We start from the raw sequence: 15851 nt of genomic DNA, 5'->3' as shown, positions 1-15851 counted from the left end.
TTCAATGGGTAAGTAGTTAGGCCTAAGAATTTAGCAGCACCCCCGAAGAACTTCTGATAGCGCGGGACATTTCGGTGCCTTAGTGTGTTATAGGCCGTCTATCCTCCGCTGTGTTTGTTGCTGATACAGGTGTGCTGCACCGCTAACCGGCTTGGCAATTAACCTAGTGAGGATAGCCATCGGGGCGCGTTTTGCGTACCTTTGCAGACTTATCCGCTTCGCTGTTGCATGGCCAAAAAAACAACTGCCGCTTCTAGTACTTCCTCCTCAGCTGCTAAAACCAAAGCGGCGCCCAAGGCCGACAAACCGGCTAAAGCGCCGGCGGCCAAGCCAGCCAAGAAAGCGGCTCCGGCAGCTCCTCAGCCCGACCTCACCACGGCGAAAGGCGCTCAGGCAGCGGCTATAGCCTCTACCCCTCGCTCCGAGCAGATTTCCGAGACCATAGTAGCCTCGGCGGCTACCACGCTGCCGGGCGTGCTGCCTTCACTAGTGCAGGGTCAGCTAGGCCACGCCGCCGACATGGAGGCTCCCTTCATTGAAGTATACGGGGCCCGGGAGCACAACCTCAAGAACGTTTCTATTAAGATTCCGCGCGGCCGGCTGGTAGTATTTACGGGTATCTCAGGCTCGGGCAAGTCGTCGTTGGCGTTTGATACGATTTATGCCGAGGGCCAGCGCCGCTACATGGAAACGTTCTCGGCCTACGCCCGCAGCTTCATGGGTGGCCTAGAGCGCCCCGACGTGGATAAGATCGAGGGCTTGTCGCCGGTTATTAGCATCGAGCAGAAGACCACCTCCCGCAACCCCCGCTCCACCGTCGGCACCATCACCGAGATTTACGACTTCCTGCGCCTGCTCTACGCCCGCACCGCCGAGGCATTCAGCTATGCCACGGGCAAGAAGATGATTCGGCAGAGCGACGACCAGATCATCAACTACATCCTTAAGCACTACAATGAGAAGAAGCTGGTAGTGCTGGCGCCGGTGGTAAAAGGCCGTAAGGGGCACTACCGCGAGCTGTTCCAGCAAATTGCCAAGCTGGGCTTCACGAAGGTGCGCGTAGATGGCGAGCTACTCGATATTACGCCCAAGATGCAGGTGGACCGCTACAAGATCCACGACATCGAGATTGTGATTGACCGTCTGGTGGTAAAGGAGGAGGACCGTTTCCGGCTGTCGGGCTCGGCGCAGAACGCCCTTACCCACGGCAAAGGCACCATGTTGGTGCTGGCCCCCGATGAGAAGAACGAAGCCAAGCGCACCCAGTTCTTCTCCCGCTTCCTCATGGATCCCACCACCGGCATCGCCTACGATGACCCGGCGCCAAACACCTTCTCCTTCAACTCGCCCTACGGCGCTTGCCCCACTTGTAATGGCCTAGGCGAGGTGCAGGAAATCACCGAAGAATCGGTGATGCCGGACAAGAAGCTGAGCGTAAGCCGCGGCGGCATTGCCCCCCTGGGTGAGTACCGCGACATCTGGATTTTCCAGCAGCTAGGCCTCATTCTGAAAAAGAACAAGGCCAGCCTCAGCACGCCCATCGAGAAGCTACCCGAAGACTTGGTGCAGCGCCTGCTCTATGGTGTGCCCGAGGACGAAGACGCCGACCCCAAAAAGCCGAACTACGTGGAGCCCTTCGAGGGCATCATCCCGTTCCTGCAGCGCCAAATGGAGTCCGACTCGGAGAACATCCGGGAGTGGATTCAGCAGTATACACAGGCTCAGGAGTGCCCTGAGTGCCACGGCTACCGCCTGAAGAAGGAGTCGCTGCACTTCAAGATTGCCGACCGGCACATTGGGGAGCTATCGGTGATGGATTTGAGCGAGTTAGCTGGCTGGTTTGAAGGGCTGGAAGACCGCCTCACCGACCGCCAGAACCTAATTGCCCGCGAGCTGCTGAAGGAGATTCGTAAGCGCATTGGCTTCCTGCTAGAAGTAGGCCTCGACTACCTAAACCTGCACCGCTCCGTGCGGACGCTCTCTGGCGGTGAAAGCCAGCGCATTCGTTTGGCCACCCAGATTGGTACCCAGCTGGTTGGCGTGCTTTACATCATGGATGAGCCCAGCATTGGCCTGCATCAGCGCGACAACGAGCGCCTGATTAAGGCCTTGCAGCACCTGCGCGACCTGGGCAACTCGGTGATTGTGGTGGAGCACGACAAGGATATGATCATGCACGCCGACCACGTGCTGGATATTGGCCCTGGCGCCGGTATTCATGGCGGACACATTGTGGCCGAAGGCTCGCCCACGGAAATTTTTTCCTCGGGCAGCCTCACCTCACAGTACCTGAGCGGGCAGAAGCACATTGAGCTGCGCAAGAAGAAGCGCGCTGGCGAAGGCAACGAGCTGGTATTGAAGGGTGCCAAAGGCCACAACCTCAAAAACGTAACAGCCAAGTTTCCGCTGGGCAAGCTCATCGCCGTAACCGGCGTGTCGGGCTCGGGCAAGTCGTCGCTGATCCACGACACGCTGTACCCCATCCTGAACCAGCATTTCTTCAACGCCAAGCGCGAGCCTCTGGCCTACGAGAAAATTGAGGGCCTAGAGTTTATCGACAAAGTGATTGAGGTAGACCAGTCGCCGATTGGCCGTACGCCGCGCTCCAACCCAGCTACGTACACCGGCGTGTTTACCGAAATTCGCCAGCTCTTCGCGTCGTTGCCTGAGGCCAAAATCCGGGGCTACGGACCGGGACGCTTTTCCTTCAACGTGAAAGGCGGGCGCTGCGAAACCTGCGAAGGGGCTGGCATGCGCACCATTGAGATGAACTTCCTGCCTGACGTGCACGTGCCCTGCGAAACCTGCAAAGGCCGTCGCTACAACCGCGAAACCCTGGAAGTGCGCTTTAAAGGCAAGTCCATCACCGACGTGCTCGACATGACGGTGGAGAAAGCCGTGGAGTTCTTCGAGTTTCAGCCTCGTATTCTGCGCAAGATTCAGACCTTGAACGAAGTAGGCCTGGGCTACCTCACGCTAGGCCAGCAAGCTACCACGCTTTCGGGCGGTGAAGCCCAGCGCGTGAAATTGGCCACCGAACTCAGCAAAAAAGACACCGGCAAGACCTTCTACATCCTCGATGAGCCTACCACGGGCCTACACTTCGAGGACATCAACCACCTCGCCGACGTATTGCAGAAGCTCGCCGACAAGGGCAACACGGTACTTATTATTGAGCACAACCTGGACCTGATTAAGGTAGCTGACCATATCATCGACATTGGGCCGGAAGGGGGCGCGGGCGGTGGTACCATTGTGGCCCAAGGCACGCCCGAGCAAGTAGCCAAGGCGGGTAAAGGGCACACGGGTCGTTTCCTGGCCGAGGAACTTCGCACCAGTAAGTACGCCGCGGAAACCACCAGCAAAGCCGAAAAAGCAGCATAGGCCTAGCCGGCAAAGCGGAGGATACGCACCAGCAAAAGTCCTGTATAAAGCAGCAATCCTTATAGAGGTTGCGCGATATACAGGACTTTTGTATGTTAAGGCCTTGCTCTATAATATTCCCACGATGAAAGTCCTGCTTTTTCCCGCCCTCCTAACTGTTGCAATACTCACTGCGCCCCCTAAAGGCACTCACTGGACCGGTTCTACAACCAGCGGACCACAAGAAAATAAGATTGACTTTGTGGTATCAGCCGACGGGAAGCACCTTTCAGGTCTGACGTTTGATGGTTTCTGGAAGTGTGCCGGAACGCAGGCAAAGCGTACCCTCGGTCCTCAGGAAATCTTTGAAATTCACGACGGCAGGGTGAGCGGGGTAGTGCAGGATGCTCCTAGCGGCAGTGCCTGGCACTTTGATCTGCAAGGAGACTTCAGCGGCGGCAAAACCGTACGCAAGCAGACCTTCCGCATGAACCTATCGTCCTCTCCCTGCGAGACGTACTCGGTGCAGTGGGTAGCTGCTCCCGCGCGTTAAGAACTGGCCTAGACTACCACAACCGGATGCTCGTACTCGTGTAAGAGCCGGCGGTAACGCCGGCCATAAAGCATCATGGCTGGTGCCATCACAATCAGGAAAAGCTTGCAAACCCAGGGGGAGCTGATGAAGCACAGCAGTATGCTGACCACAAACAGGCTCATCGGCACCAAGGGCCGCACTAAGTCAAGGTCGGGATGCGTAGCGAAAATCGCCGGTGCAACGCCGTTAGCGGGGTTGCGGATGTAGGCCTGTAGGCATAGCTGCATAAAGCCTGTGAATAGAACGCTCAGGGAGTACAGCACCCACGGGGTACGCAGCAGGGGATATTCGCCCTGGAAAGCAGCCGTGAACGGCATAAGCACGATGCTGAGCAGAAATAGGATGTTGAGCCAGATGAGCCGGTTATTATAACGCGTCACGAAGCGGAACACCCGATGGTGAGCCAACCAGTAAATGGCAATAATGAAGAACGCCACAAAGAAGCCAATGAACTTTGGCGTCAGGGCCGCGAGGTGAGCGAGTATAGCGCTTTCTGAAGCCCCATGGTGCAGCTCCGGTACCTTGATTTCGATAATGAGCAGCGTAATGGCAATGGCAAAAACTGCGTCGGTAAACAGAATCAGGCGTTCGAGCTGAAACTCGTCGCGGTTGTGGAGGGGGGCTTCGTTGCCATCCATGGGAGAAAGGCCGCCGGTGTAGGTGAGTCCGGGCTCGTTAAATATAGGCCTAGGCACAGGCACAACAAAAAACCGTCCCTGAAGCAAGGACGGTTTTTTACGTAATCAGGAAAGATCTTTTTACTACATGCTGCTGAACATCTTCAGGTGAGCCGCAACTACCGGCTGCACTTTATCGATGAAGCCTTGCACCTCAGTGTCCTTCGTCATGGTCTTATGAGCAACCAGCGTGTTGAGGGTTTTCTGGTGGTCGGTCTTCATCTGCTGCATGTACTTAGTTTCGAAATCTTTGCCCGAAAGCTTGCGCATATCAGCCGCGATGGTTTTATGCTCGGCATCCATGTCGGCAGGCAGCGTCACGTTCTTCTTCTGGGCAATGGCCTTCAGATCAGTCGTCGACTTGGTGTGGTCGGTAATCATTTGGTTAGCATGGTCTTTCACCATACCGGTTACGCCCTTTTCCAAGGCCAGCTTGCTTAGCTGAATCTCGTTCTGGTCGCTGGCCGCCGCCGACTTCATGAATTCAGCGTCGGTGGAGTGAGGAGCAGTGGGACCGTTGGGGTCAGCCATGGCCGACCCGCCCGCCGCGCTGGTGTCGCCAGACATGGCGGTGTTGGTGCTGGCACCGGCAGAGTCGGTATTGGTAGTACCCATGCCGTCATTGGCGGGTGCCGAAGTTGGGTCCGTAGGCGCCGTAGTATCCGTGGCAGCCGTGGTTGAGTCATTAGATGAACAAGCAGTGGTAGCCATCAGGGCAGCTACGGCCATGCTTAACAGCGTGCGTTTCATAGTTAGTAGGATGTTAGTTTGGATTGGGTAGGAACAGAAAAACAACTCCAGCTTACTTGCGTGCCTCTACGGTAGCGCTCATTTTCTGCGCCATTTCTAGATGGTGCTGGAGTACGGGTACTTGCTTGGTGGCAAAGGCTTTGATTTCAGGATCAGAGGCTTTTACGGAGGCTTCCGTGAATTCCTTTACATCCTCCTCATGATCCTCAATCATTTCCTTTAGGTATTCTTTATCCATTGCTACTCCTTTCTCCTCAGTTACTTTTTTCAGCACTTGCTGATGATCGTCGCCGAGGGTAGAGGGCAGCGTGATGTTCTTTTTGGCAGCCAGCGCCTTTAGCTCAGCATTGGCTTTGGTATGGTCCTGCACCATCATGTTGGCGAATTCCTTTCCCTCCGCCGTGGTGCCTTTAGTCGCTACGGCCTGGCCTAGCTGCACTTCAAGCATGCCACCGCTAGCGGCCTTCGCCATAAAGTCGGCGTCGAAGTCTTTGCCCGCTTTCGTTACGTCGCCCACTTCAGTATCAGGAGCAGCCGCTTCGTTTTTCGCCTCGTTGGTCTGCTCAGCCTGCTTCACCGAGTCTTGGGAATTGCAGGCTACTGTACCAGCCAACAGCGCCGCCGAGCAAGCCAAGGACAGAAAGGAGCGTTTCATGGGCGATAAGGAAAGAAAAGAAAGAGTAGAGCAGAACAAGCAAGAATAGCACTAGCCGCGGCTAGTGGCCTAGGCTATTTAGCTGCGGCTTCAGCTGAATCGCCGTCGGCGGTTACGGTCGGACCGGCGTTGTTATCAATTACAACGGCATCGGCTTTCACACCGCCTTCAGCAGCGGCCGAGTCCATATCGGTTACAGCAGTGCCCGCGGTGCCGTCGGTGCGTTTGTTGGCGTCGCCGCAGCTGCTAAGGGAAAGCGCGGTGGCCAGGGTCAGAACAGAAAGAATGCGCAGTTTCATGGAATCGGTTTAGGTGATGGAGTAGGAGAGATTACTTTTTGAGTTTTTCTTGTAGCTGTTCAGCGGCTTCTAAGTGCTGCTTTAACACCGGCAGCTGCTGATTGGCATATTGGCGGATGTCGCCATCATAGGCATCGTCGCGCATGTCATCAGTTTCATCGACGGCCGTTTCGTGCAAGTCGATGAGCAAATCAGTGTACTTCTGGTCGAAGGAGTTGCCATTCAAGCCCGCCAACTGGCCTAGCGACTTGGCTAGGTCACCGCCTAGGCCAGTTGGCAGCACAATGCTCTTCTGCCCCGCTAGCGTCTGGAGGTTCTGCTGGCTGCCAGCGTGCGCCGCTACCAGGCTTTGAGCCAGATTTTTTACGTCGGGCGAAGTTGATTTGGTCTGGGCCAGCTGGCTGATGTCGCGCACAAACATGTTGCGATTTGCCGAATTGACTACATACTCCGCATCCCGCGACTGTTTTTTGGTAATGGCCTCATCGCTAATGCGTTTCTCGTTCTGAAATTTGGCTTCCGCAACAGGGTCTTTGTTGCTTTCACCGGAAGAGCAAGCGAAGAAAGCGGGCAAGAGCAATAGGTATAGCGGACGGGAAACTGGCATATAGTCAATAAATTACCATTGGGCAGGAAGGGTGTACTTGAGCTATACGCGCCCTTGTGCTTGGAGTTGGGAAAGCAGTTTCAAAAAAAGTTCCATGGGTGGTTAAACGTTGGATAATGCGGCGCGGTCGAAAGAGCAGATTTGCACTTACTCTCCCACCTTTTACTCCCGTTCCCCATGGTAAATTCTACTTTCTGCCTGCGCACCAGCTTTATACTGCTGGGTGGCCTACTCGCCTTTTCTTCCTGCGAAAAAACTTCCGACCCAAGCAGCGCCGTTGCAACGGTTTCAGTGGAAGATCAAAGCGTTGCCGAAGACGATAATGCTACGTTGGGAGATATGCTGGAAGCAGCCTCTCCTGCGGACGCCACCCAAAGCGGTAGTCCCGCCCTAGAGCCAACCGACCTGGCGCGCTTGGCTGGTTCTTGCTGCACCCGGACTTACAATGCGGCTACCCATACTCTCACCCTCGACTTCGGACCCACGAATTGTTTGGGGCCAAATGGAGTAGCTCGCCGCGGCAAAATAGTGGCTGTGTTTGCGGGCCCGTACCGCCAGGCCGGAGCTACTATTACTGTTTCGCTAGTAGAGTATTACCGCAATGATAACCTGCATACCGGCACCCGGACACTTACTAACCTCGGAAATGGCTCTTGGGCGTTGGATGTGCGAAATGCCAGCGTAACTACTGCGGCGGGCACTCACACGTGGGCCTCGCAACGCCAATACAACCGAACGGCAGGAGGCGGCACGCGCACTATTCTCGATGATGTGTATTCCGTTACGGGAAACGCCAGCGGAACCAACCGCAACGGTATCGCCTACACGGCCACCATCGAGCAGCCCCTCCTGAAAGAGTTTAAGCAGGGCTGCAGCCGCACTTTTGTAGCGGGCACCGTGCGCTTCATCAACGCGAAAGAGCAGAACCTACTGCTCAACTACGACCCCACGGGCACCCAGGCCTGCGATAATCTGGCCTCCGTGACCAGTAATGGCAAAACCCGCCTTATCCGTTGTGGTCGATAGCCGACTTCGGCCAGTATAACTCTCATACACCTGCTATATGCCTTGGTTTAACAGTATAACCAGAGGGCGCGTAGCTGGTGTACGTATTAACTAGTGGCCTAGGAAGAAGCCAGAAGAGCAGGTTAGTGTATTGAGCTACGGAGCAAGGCTTCGGCCAGTACTAAGTCTTCTGGCGTAGTAATTTTTAAGTTGCGATAGTCGCCGGGCACGAGCTGAATAGGGTGCAGATCTTCCACCACGCTGGCATCATCGGTAAAGGCCGAAAGCTCGGGGAGTTGATAGGCGCGCTGTAGCAACGTTAGCTCAAAACACTGGGGCGTTTGCACCAGCCGCAGGCGAGACCGATCGAGGGCGAAGGAGCCCTGTTGACTTACACTACGCACAGAATCTTTGGGGGCGACGGCGGCAATGGCGGCGCCGTGCGCTTCGGCCGCGGCAAACGTAGCTTCAATTACAGCAGCTGAGACCAGGGGGCGTACCCCATCGTGCACGGCTACAGTACCGGCCGCCTGCCCCTGCAGGTGCGCCAGCCCGTTGCGGACCGAAGCCCACCGGCTGTGCCCACCCGCCACCACCGTATGCGGAATAGTTACCTGGTGCTGCTCACAGAGCTCCTGCCAACTGGCAAACTGATCAGGGGGCAACACCACTACGCACTCCTGCACCCGCAGAGCCGCCTCCGTAAAACGCCGGAGCGTGTGCAGCAATACGGGCTCACCCAGTAACTCCAAGAATTGCTTGGGCCGCCCGGCCCCCATTCGGGTGCCACTACCGCCTGCTACCAGAATAGCAAAGCGCGGGGAGGTGGAAGGAGTTAGCGGAGAGGTGGGGGCTGAGTTCATGGGTGGCAGATTGTGCCGTAAAGTACGCACTGCGCTACATACAAAACGCCGAATACCCTGCTGGATATTCGGCGTTGTAGTACGTCAGCTAAGCAGGGCGCTAGGCCACTGCTACCTGCTATTACAGAATCAGCATGGCGTCGCCGTAGCTGAAAAACTTGTATTTCTCTTTGATAGCCAGCTGGTAAGCCTCTATCAGGAGTTCATGACCTGCAAAAGCCGAGGCCATCATCATCAGCGTGCTCTCCGGGGTGTGGAAGTTGGTGAGCAGGGCGTTCGAGATTTTGAAGTCGTAGGGAGGGAAGATAAACTTATCCGTCCAGCCTTCCGTGGGCTTGAGGCGGGAGTGCGCCGAAACTGACGACTCCATAGCCCTCATAGACGTAGTACCTACGGCGCACACGCGCTTTTTAGCATCCAACGCCCGGTTAACCACCACGGCCGAATCAGCCGGCACGATGAAGTTTTCCGAGTCCATCTTGTGCTTGGTTAGGTCTTCCACATCAACAGGGCGGAAGGTGCCTAGGCCTACGTGCAGGGTTACGGGAACTACATCCACACCTTTAATTTCCAGGCGCTTCATTACCTCGCGGGTGAAGTGCAGACCAGCCGAAGGGGCCGCTACGGCACCAGTGTGCTTCGCGTAGATGGTCTGGTAGCGCTCTTTATCGGCGGCTTCCGTTTCGCGCGGAATGAATTCCTTCGGGATGGGCGTCTCGCCGAGGTCGTGCAGCGCCTTGTAGAACTCCTCGTCGGAACCATCGAACAAAAACTTGATGGTACGGCCGCGCGAGGTGGTGTTGTCGATAACTTCGGCTACCATGTCGCTTTCACCGAAATAAAGCTTGTTGCCCACCCGAATCTTACGGGCCGGGTCAACTAATACGTCCCACAGGTGGATTTCTTTATTCAGCTCACGCAGCAGGAATACTTCGATTTTAGCGCCGGTTTTCTCCTTGTTGCCGTAGAGGCGCGCCGGAAATACTTTCGTGTCGTTTACTACGAAAACATCTCCTTCGCCAAAGTATTCGATGATATCTTTAAATACGCGGTGTTCAATCTTGCCGCTGTCGCGGTGCAACACCATCAGGCGAGATTCGTCGCGGTTTTTGGCCGGGTGCTGCGCCAGTAAGTTTTCAGGCAGGTCAAATTTGAACTCGGACAGTTTCATGGGCCAGACAGGGCAATAGGTGGGGAACCTAATGAAAAAATTGAGCCGCAAAAGTAGGCATTCGCGCCGGATTAATCGTTACTTTTCGCCCGAAAAGGTGCGGCCTTGCTCCACTGAGCTACTGGTTAACTGGTTATACTGATACGTTTACGGTTCTGGCTAATACCCTAGCCCCTCTTGGCTTCATGAAAGCATTGCGCCTAACACTGGAGAGTTTCCGCTTCGCGTGGCAAGCCCTTAAATCCAACCTGCTGCGCACGATTCTGTCTCTGCTCGGCGTAACGGTGGGCATCTTCGCCATTATTGCCGTGTTTACCGTCGTCGACTCGCTGGAAACCAATATCCGGCAGAGCATGAATTTCGTGGGCGACAAGGTGATTTATGTGAACAAGTGGCCCTGGGTGTTTGAGCCCAACTTTGCGTGGTGGAAATATTTCAACCGTCCCGTGCCCACCGTGCGGGAGTTCCGCGAACTGCAGCGCCGCCTAGGGCCTAACAACAACGGCGTCGCCATTTTCGCCAACACCAGCGGCAACCTATTTAAGGTAGGAAGCAACAGCATGGAAGGTTGCAACCTGCAGGGTGTGAGTTTGGAGTTCAACAAGGTGTCGGAAGTGCCCATTGCTGAAGGACGCTATTTTACACTCCAGGAAGTGGAGTCGGCTCGTAACGTGGCCATTATTGGGGCTGAAATTGCGGAAAACTTGTTCCCGAATGGTTCTGCCCTGGGCAAAGAGTTTAAGACCCGTGGCCAGAAGTTTGTAATCATTGGCGTGTTGCAAAAGGAGGGCAAAAAGCTGCTGGATACGCCCAGTAACGACACCAATTGCCTGATTCCTTTTGGCATGTTCACGAAGATGTTTGCCTTAAGTACCAACGGTATGGGTGGCGTGTCGCCCAGCATCGGCATTAAAGGTTCTGATGATGATCCTGGCCTACTGGATCTGGAATACGAGTTAAAGGGTGTGATGCGTAACATCCGGGGGCTGAAACCGCAGGAGGAAGACAACTTCGCGCTCAACCGCCCCGAAATGTTGGCCAACGCCATTACCAAGCTCTTCTCCGTTATTGGTATTGCGGGGGCCGTTATAGGGTCCTTTGCCATGCTCGTGGGCGGGTTTGGTATTGCCAACATCATGTTCGTGTCGGTGAAGGAGCGCACCAATATTATTGGTATTCAGAAGTCGTTGGGTGCTAAGAACTACTTCATCCTATTCCAGTTTCTGTTCGAGGCGGTTTTCCTGTGCCTACTGGGCGGGGCAGCCGGTATCTTGCTGGTCTGGCTGATTACCCTGATTCCGCAGGAGGGCCTGCCACTATTCTTAACGCCCGGTAACATCTCGCTAGGCCTAACCGTCTCGGTAGTTATTGGAGTGCTGGCAGGCATCATTCCGGCCGTGCTGGCTTCCAACCTAGACCCTGTTATTGCCATTCGAGCGCAGTAACACCATAGGGCATGAGTAAACGGGTTTTGATACTCATTGATGGATGAAGGGGGCTGGCCTAGGGGTTGGCTAACAATTTCATCACCCTGACTAGCGTAATGTTAACAAATTGTTAACTTGCCGGTCGCTACTTTTGGTCGCCTTCCTTCCGTGAGGCGGCCTTCTTTTTGCCTTTTTCCTAATTTTTTTACCCGGCGCAGGCCCATCCCCACCGCTGTCGGCAACTTCGTGCCGCCGGCTGTCTGCGCCCTACTTACCCCACGTAGCTCCTATGTCGAAGCTCAAAAAAACCAGCCGCACCAAAGTGGCCGATCAGGTCCTGAATGCCGGCAGCGGCCAAACCATCGTCCAGCCCGATATCAATAACAACAAGGTTACCACCATCAGCGACATTCGGGAGCAAACCCACGGGCAGCGTACCGTGCAGCTCGACGACGAGCAGCGCATCCGGAAGGCGTTCGTGGATAAGGACTGGAACGAGATTAAGATTGCCGACTCCTGGCAGATCTTTAAAGTGATGGCTGAGTTTGTGGAGGGCTTCGAGAAGATGACCAAAATCGGGCCCTGCGTTTCTATTTTCGGCTCGGCCCGCACCAAGCCCGAAAACCCTTACTACCAGATGGCCGAGGAAATTGCGGCTAAGCTGGTGCGCCACGGCTACGGTGTAATCACGGGGGGCGGCCCCGGCATCATGGAAGCCGGTAACAAAGGTGCCCGTTCCGAGGGCGGCCGTTCAGTAGGCCTCAATATTGAACTCCCCTTCGAGCAGTTCCACAACATCTACATCGACCCCGACAAGGTGATCAACTTCGATTACTTCTTCGTGCGGAAGGTGATGTTCGTGAAGTACGCCCAGGGCTTTATTGGCATGCCCGGCGGCTTCGGTACGCTCGATGAGCTGTTTGAAGCCATTACCCTAATCCAGACCAAGAAAATTGGCCGCTTCCCCATCGTGCTGGTGGGCTCGGCTTACTGGAATGGTCTGTTTAAGTGGATTGAAGACGTGATGCTGCACGAAGAGCACAACATTTCGCCCGAGGATATGGAGCTGGTGCAGATTGTGGACGACGCGGAGTCGGCCGTGAAAATTATCGACGAGTTCTATAGCCGTTACCTGCTCTCGCCCAACTTCTAGGCCAGGGTCAGGCAAAAGCTGCCAGCAACCGCCACGCTTCCCAGCCGGGAGGCGTGGCGGTTTTTCGTTCAAGCGGCTGAAATGTGAGTTGAGAAAACATGGAAAAACGCAGTGGTTAGTGGTACCTTGTTAGCTCGACCTTATAACGACACCGTATGCATCCCACCGCAACTTCTTCCAAAAACCGTGAGGTATTTATTGTGCCCCGCTGGGCCGGTGCACCTCACAGCGACTGGTACCCCTGGCTCAGCGAGCAGCTACAGGCTGTAGCCGCCGAAGATGGCCTCAACTACCACGTGCACGCTCTGGACATGCCCGCCTGGGACCTGCCCGTAATTGAGCGGGCCGTTGACTACCTCATCGAGGTGCTGCCCCCGGCAAAGCTGGGTCCGCATGTGTTTCTGGTAGGCCACAGCGTGGGGTGCCTAGCCATTCTGCACTACCTGGCCCGCGTGGCGGAGCAGCACCCCGAGGCGTCGCAAATTGGGGGCGTGCTGTGCGTGGCCGGCTGGTTTTCGGTGGACAGCCCCTGGCAGGACATTCTGAACTGGATGCACGCGCCTATCAATTTTGAAGCCGCACGCCGCCTCATTCCAGAAGACAAGCTCACGGTACTGCTCTCCGACGATGACCCCTATACCTCCGGCTACCAGGACAACGAGCGGCTGTGGGTGGAGCGCTTACGCTCCCAGGTAAGTATTCTGGCTGGTCGGCAGCACTTCAGTTCCCAGCTTGATTTTGACGTGCGCGACGCCGTACGGGATCTGGCCGGCGCGCTTTCGGCCCCTTTGCACCCCTAATGGCCTGTTCGGTTCAACTGTCTTACCTTGCAACGGCGGCCCTTTCGGCCGCCGTTTTGTATGGCCGCAACCTCTGATTTCGACTACCTGATTGTGGGCGGCGGGGCCGCTGGCCTGAGCCTAGCCTACCACCTAAGCCAGGAGCCGCGGCTGCACGACAAGCGGGTGCTGCTGCTGGAACCCGAAGCTAAGGACATCAACGACCGGACTTGGTCTTTCTGGGACGACGAGCCCAATCTGTTCGACGAGATAGTGACCCACGAGTGGGGCCAGATAGCGTTCCGCAGCCCCGGCTTCGAGCAGGTGTTTGCCCTGAAGCGCCACCGCTACAAAATGATTCGGGGGCTGGACTTCTATCGGTTTGTGCGGCAGGCCCTGACCGACAACCCGCAGTTTACGCTCCTGCAAACCACCGTAGGCCACCTGCAAAACGTGCCGGGCGTGGGCGTGCAGGCTACTACCCTGCTCGGCGACTTCACGGCGCGTTACGGGTTTGATAGCCGCCCGCCCCAAGTGGAGCGCCGCCCCGAGAAGCACCGGTACCTGCTGCAGCACTTTGTGGGGTGGGAGGTAGAAACGGAGCAAGATGTCTTCGATCCCACCACCATGGAGTTTATGGATTTCCGGGGCGAGCAGCACCAGGAGCCGCGGTTCATCTACGTGTTGCCCTTCAGCAAGCGTACCGCCCTGGTGGAGTACACGTTGTTCTCGGGAGAAATCTTGCCCAAACAGGCCTATGAGGAGGCCATACGGGCGTACCTGCGCGACACGCTGGGTGTGACGGAGTTCCGGATTACGGCGGAAGAAGTAGGGGCCATCCCCATGACTGACCATCCGTTTCCGGCCCGGGTGGGGGAGCGAATTATCAACCTAGGCACGCGGGCGGGGCGGGCCAAACCCAGCACCGGCTACGCCTTCAAGCGTATTCAGGCCCACTCGGCGCGGTTGGTAGAGGCCCTAGCCCGTACTGGCCAGCCGCCCCAAAACTCCACCGGCGACCAATGGCAGTTCCATCTCTTCGATACTCTGTTGCTCGACATTATGCAGCGCCGCGGAGAGCACACCCGCGACATCTTCGCCCAACTGTTCAGCCGCAACCCCACCGAGCGCATCTTTGATTTTCTGGATGAAAAAACCTCCTGGGTGGAGAACTTCCAGATAATGAATTCCGTGACTCCGTGGCCTTTTCTGCAATCCATCTGGCATGTACTTCGCGGCAGGCCAGGCAAGAGGTGATTTTAGTGATGAGGTAATGAGGTGATAGGGTGACTAAGTGGCCTACTGATCCACTAGGCCACTTATCAATCAACATATCATCCCATCGGAGCTACCTAGACGGTGCGCTAGGCCACTTCACTTACTTGTTCCCTCCTCACTCCATCACCTCGCCACCTAATTACGTTGTGACTTTCAAACTTTCTTCGCTTTCCAGGTACTCGCGGGCGGCGCGGACGGTGGCGGGGGTTAGGGGCTCTAGCTGGGGGGCTGGGGCGGAGAGGTTGAGCAGGTAGCCGCCGGGCAGGGCCAGCAGGTTATCGAGGTCGTGGGTGATGCAGAGGACGGTTTTACGCTGCTCTTGCACCCATGATTGCAGCAGATCGAACACACGGCGGCGGTAGTACACGTCGAGCTGCTGGGTGGGCTCGTCGAGCAGGTAGAGGGCCGCGTCCTGGAGGCTGAGTTGAGCCAGCCACACCAGCTGCTGTTCGCCACCGGAGAGTAGTGTAAAGTCGCGGGTGGCTAAGTGCGCGGCGCCCACTTGGGTCAGTGCCGCATCGGCTAGGGCGTAGTCGGTGGGGGAGTAAGCGCTCAGGAAGCGGTGGTGACGGAATCGGCCCATGACCACCAACTCCCGCACCGAGATAGAAAACTCCACGCTGCCGCGTTGGGGCAGGTAGGCCAGTAGGCCACTGTTAGCCGGCTGGCGTACGGTGCGCAGGTCCTGGCCTAGCACCTGAATGGTACCCTCGTATGGGATGCGCCCGGTCAGGGCCCGGAATAAGGTGGTTTTCCCGCAGCCATTGTGGCCTACAATAGCCACAAACGCCGGCTCCGGTACCGACAAAAAAAGATTGCGGAGCAGGACGCGCTGTCCATACCCCGCAATCAACTGTTCAATGTGCAGAACTGAGATATCAGACATAAGAATTGAGACTCTAGTGGCCTGATCTTGACCTGAAAAGAAGCTCAGTTCTAGGCTCTCACTTCTAAGCTCTTCTATTAATACTCGTCTTCGTTGAACATGAAGTCTTCTTTGGTCGGGTAGTCCGGCCACACTTCTTCGATGTTCTCGTACGGCTGACCGTCGTCCTCCAGGGCCTGCAGGTTTTCCACTACTTCCATCGGGGCACCCGAGCGGATAGAGTAATCGATGAGCTCATCCTTGGTGGCAGGCCAGGGTGCATCTTCCAGATACGAAGCAAGTTCCAGAGTCCAGTACATAGTCGTGTGTGCTACTAAAAAAGGTTGGCAAATTGTAGAGCGTC

16 protein-coding genes are annotated in these 15851 nt (G+C 56.1%); 7 read left to right on the top strand and 9 right to left on the bottom strand.

The features are described 5' to 3' along the window. Positions 1-519: 519 nt before the first annotated feature. Both uvrA and EU556_RS19350 read left to right on the top strand, forming a co-directional pair. Positions 520-3384, top strand: coding sequence for an excinuclease ABC subunit UvrA (uvrA, locus tag EU556_RS19355; RefSeq protein WP_135435969.1), 2865 nt, complete (start codon positions 520-522; stop codon positions 3382-3384). Between the two features lie 124 nt (positions 3385-3508). Further along, on the top strand, positions 3509-3916 hold the full coding sequence (locus tag EU556_RS19350; RefSeq protein WP_135435783.1) for a hypothetical protein: 408 nt from the start codon (positions 3509-3511) through the stop codon (positions 3914-3916). An 8-nt stretch (positions 3917-3924) separates the two neighbouring features. Here the strand turns inward: EU556_RS19350 and EU556_RS19345 are convergent, their stop codons facing one another. From EU556_RS19345 to EU556_RS19325, 5 genes are all read right to left on the bottom strand, one after another. Continuing rightward, complete coding sequence (locus EU556_RS19345; RefSeq protein ID WP_135435782.1) at positions 3925-4653, bottom strand: TMEM175 family protein; 729 nt, start codon at positions 4651-4653, stop codon at positions 3925-3927. 66 nt (positions 4654-4719) lie between these two features. Further along, complete coding sequence (locus tag EU556_RS19340) at positions 4720-5385, bottom strand: DUF4142 domain-containing protein (protein ID WP_135435781.1); 666 nt, start codon at positions 5383-5385, stop codon at positions 4720-4722. 52 nt (positions 5386-5437) lie between these two features. Continuing rightward, positions 5438-6040: a DUF4142 domain-containing protein gene (locus EU556_RS19335; protein ID WP_135435780.1), complete on the bottom strand. Its 603-nt coding sequence runs from the start codon at positions 6038-6040 to the stop codon at positions 5438-5440. 74 nt (positions 6041-6114) lie between these two features. Then, positions 6115-6339 (bottom strand): hypothetical protein, encoded by a 225-nt coding sequence (locus tag EU556_RS19330; RefSeq protein ID WP_135435779.1) that lies wholly within the window; start codon positions 6337-6339, stop codon positions 6115-6117. 31 nt (positions 6340-6370) lie between these two features. After that, complete coding sequence (locus EU556_RS19325; protein ID WP_135435778.1) at positions 6371-6946, bottom strand: DUF4142 domain-containing protein; 576 nt, start codon at positions 6944-6946, stop codon at positions 6371-6373. Between the two features lie 177 nt (positions 6947-7123). Between EU556_RS19325 and EU556_RS19320 the strand changes: the two genes are divergently transcribed. Further along, positions 7124-7972 (top strand): hypothetical protein, encoded by an 849-nt coding sequence (locus EU556_RS19320; RefSeq protein WP_135435777.1) that lies wholly within the window; start codon positions 7124-7126, stop codon positions 7970-7972. A 122-nt stretch (positions 7973-8094) separates the two neighbouring features. On the opposite strand, the gene EU556_RS19315 is transcribed toward EU556_RS19320, so the two are convergent. Together EU556_RS19315 and queA are read right to left on the bottom strand one after the other, a co-directional pair. After that, positions 8095-8814 (bottom strand): 2-C-methyl-D-erythritol 4-phosphate cytidylyltransferase, encoded by a 720-nt coding sequence (locus EU556_RS19315; RefSeq protein ID WP_135435776.1) that lies wholly within the window; start codon positions 8812-8814, stop codon positions 8095-8097. A 121-nt stretch (positions 8815-8935) separates the two neighbouring features. After that, a complete protein-coding gene (queA, locus tag EU556_RS19310; protein ID WP_135435775.1) occupies positions 8936-9985 on the bottom strand; it encodes a tRNA preQ1(34) S-adenosylmethionine ribosyltransferase-isomerase QueA in 1050 nt (349 codons plus the stop codon). A gap of 185 nt (positions 9986-10170) precedes the next feature. Between queA and EU556_RS19305 the strand changes: the two genes are divergently transcribed. The 4 genes from EU556_RS19305 (at position 10171) to EU556_RS19290 (ending at position 14601) form a co-directional block, all read left to right on the top strand. Next, the gene (locus EU556_RS19305) at positions 10171-11430 is read left to right on the top strand and encodes an ABC transporter permease (protein ID WP_135435774.1); all 1260 of its coding nucleotides are present in this window, start codon (positions 10171-10173) and stop codon (positions 11428-11430) included. A 271-nt stretch (positions 11431-11701) separates the two neighbouring features. Next, the gene (locus EU556_RS19300; RefSeq protein ID WP_135435773.1) at positions 11702-12565 is read left to right on the top strand and encodes an LOG family protein; all 864 of its coding nucleotides are present in this window, start codon (positions 11702-11704) and stop codon (positions 12563-12565) included. A gap of 155 nt (positions 12566-12720) precedes the next feature. Further along, on the top strand, positions 12721-13365 hold the full coding sequence (locus EU556_RS19295) for an alpha/beta fold hydrolase (RefSeq protein WP_135435772.1): 645 nt from the start codon (positions 12721-12723) through the stop codon (positions 13363-13365). A gap of 60 nt (positions 13366-13425) precedes the next feature. Next, a complete protein-coding gene (locus EU556_RS19290) occupies positions 13426-14601 on the top strand; it encodes a lycopene cyclase family protein (RefSeq protein ID WP_135435771.1) in 1176 nt (391 codons plus the stop codon). A gap of 160 nt (positions 14602-14761) precedes the next feature. Here EU556_RS19290 and EU556_RS19285 read toward each other — a convergent pair whose 3' ends face one another. Beyond that, entirely contained in the window at positions 14762-15508 is a 747-nt protein-coding gene (locus EU556_RS19285; protein WP_135435770.1) for an ABC transporter ATP-binding protein, read from the bottom strand. Between the two features lie 77 nt (positions 15509-15585). Next, the gene (locus EU556_RS19280; protein ID WP_019948259.1) at positions 15586-15807 is read right to left on the bottom strand and encodes a DUF2795 domain-containing protein; all 222 of its coding nucleotides are present in this window, start codon (positions 15805-15807) and stop codon (positions 15586-15588) included. Positions 15808-15851 lie beyond the last annotated feature (44 nt).

Source organism: Hymenobacter fodinae, from assembly GCF_004745825.1.
Taxonomy (GTDB): domain Bacteria; phylum Bacteroidota; class Bacteroidia; order Cytophagales; family Hymenobacteraceae; genus Hymenobacter; species Hymenobacter fodinae.
The sequence above is the reverse complement of the archived record's forward strand: the minus strand, read 5'-3'. Positions and strand labels throughout refer to the sequence as shown.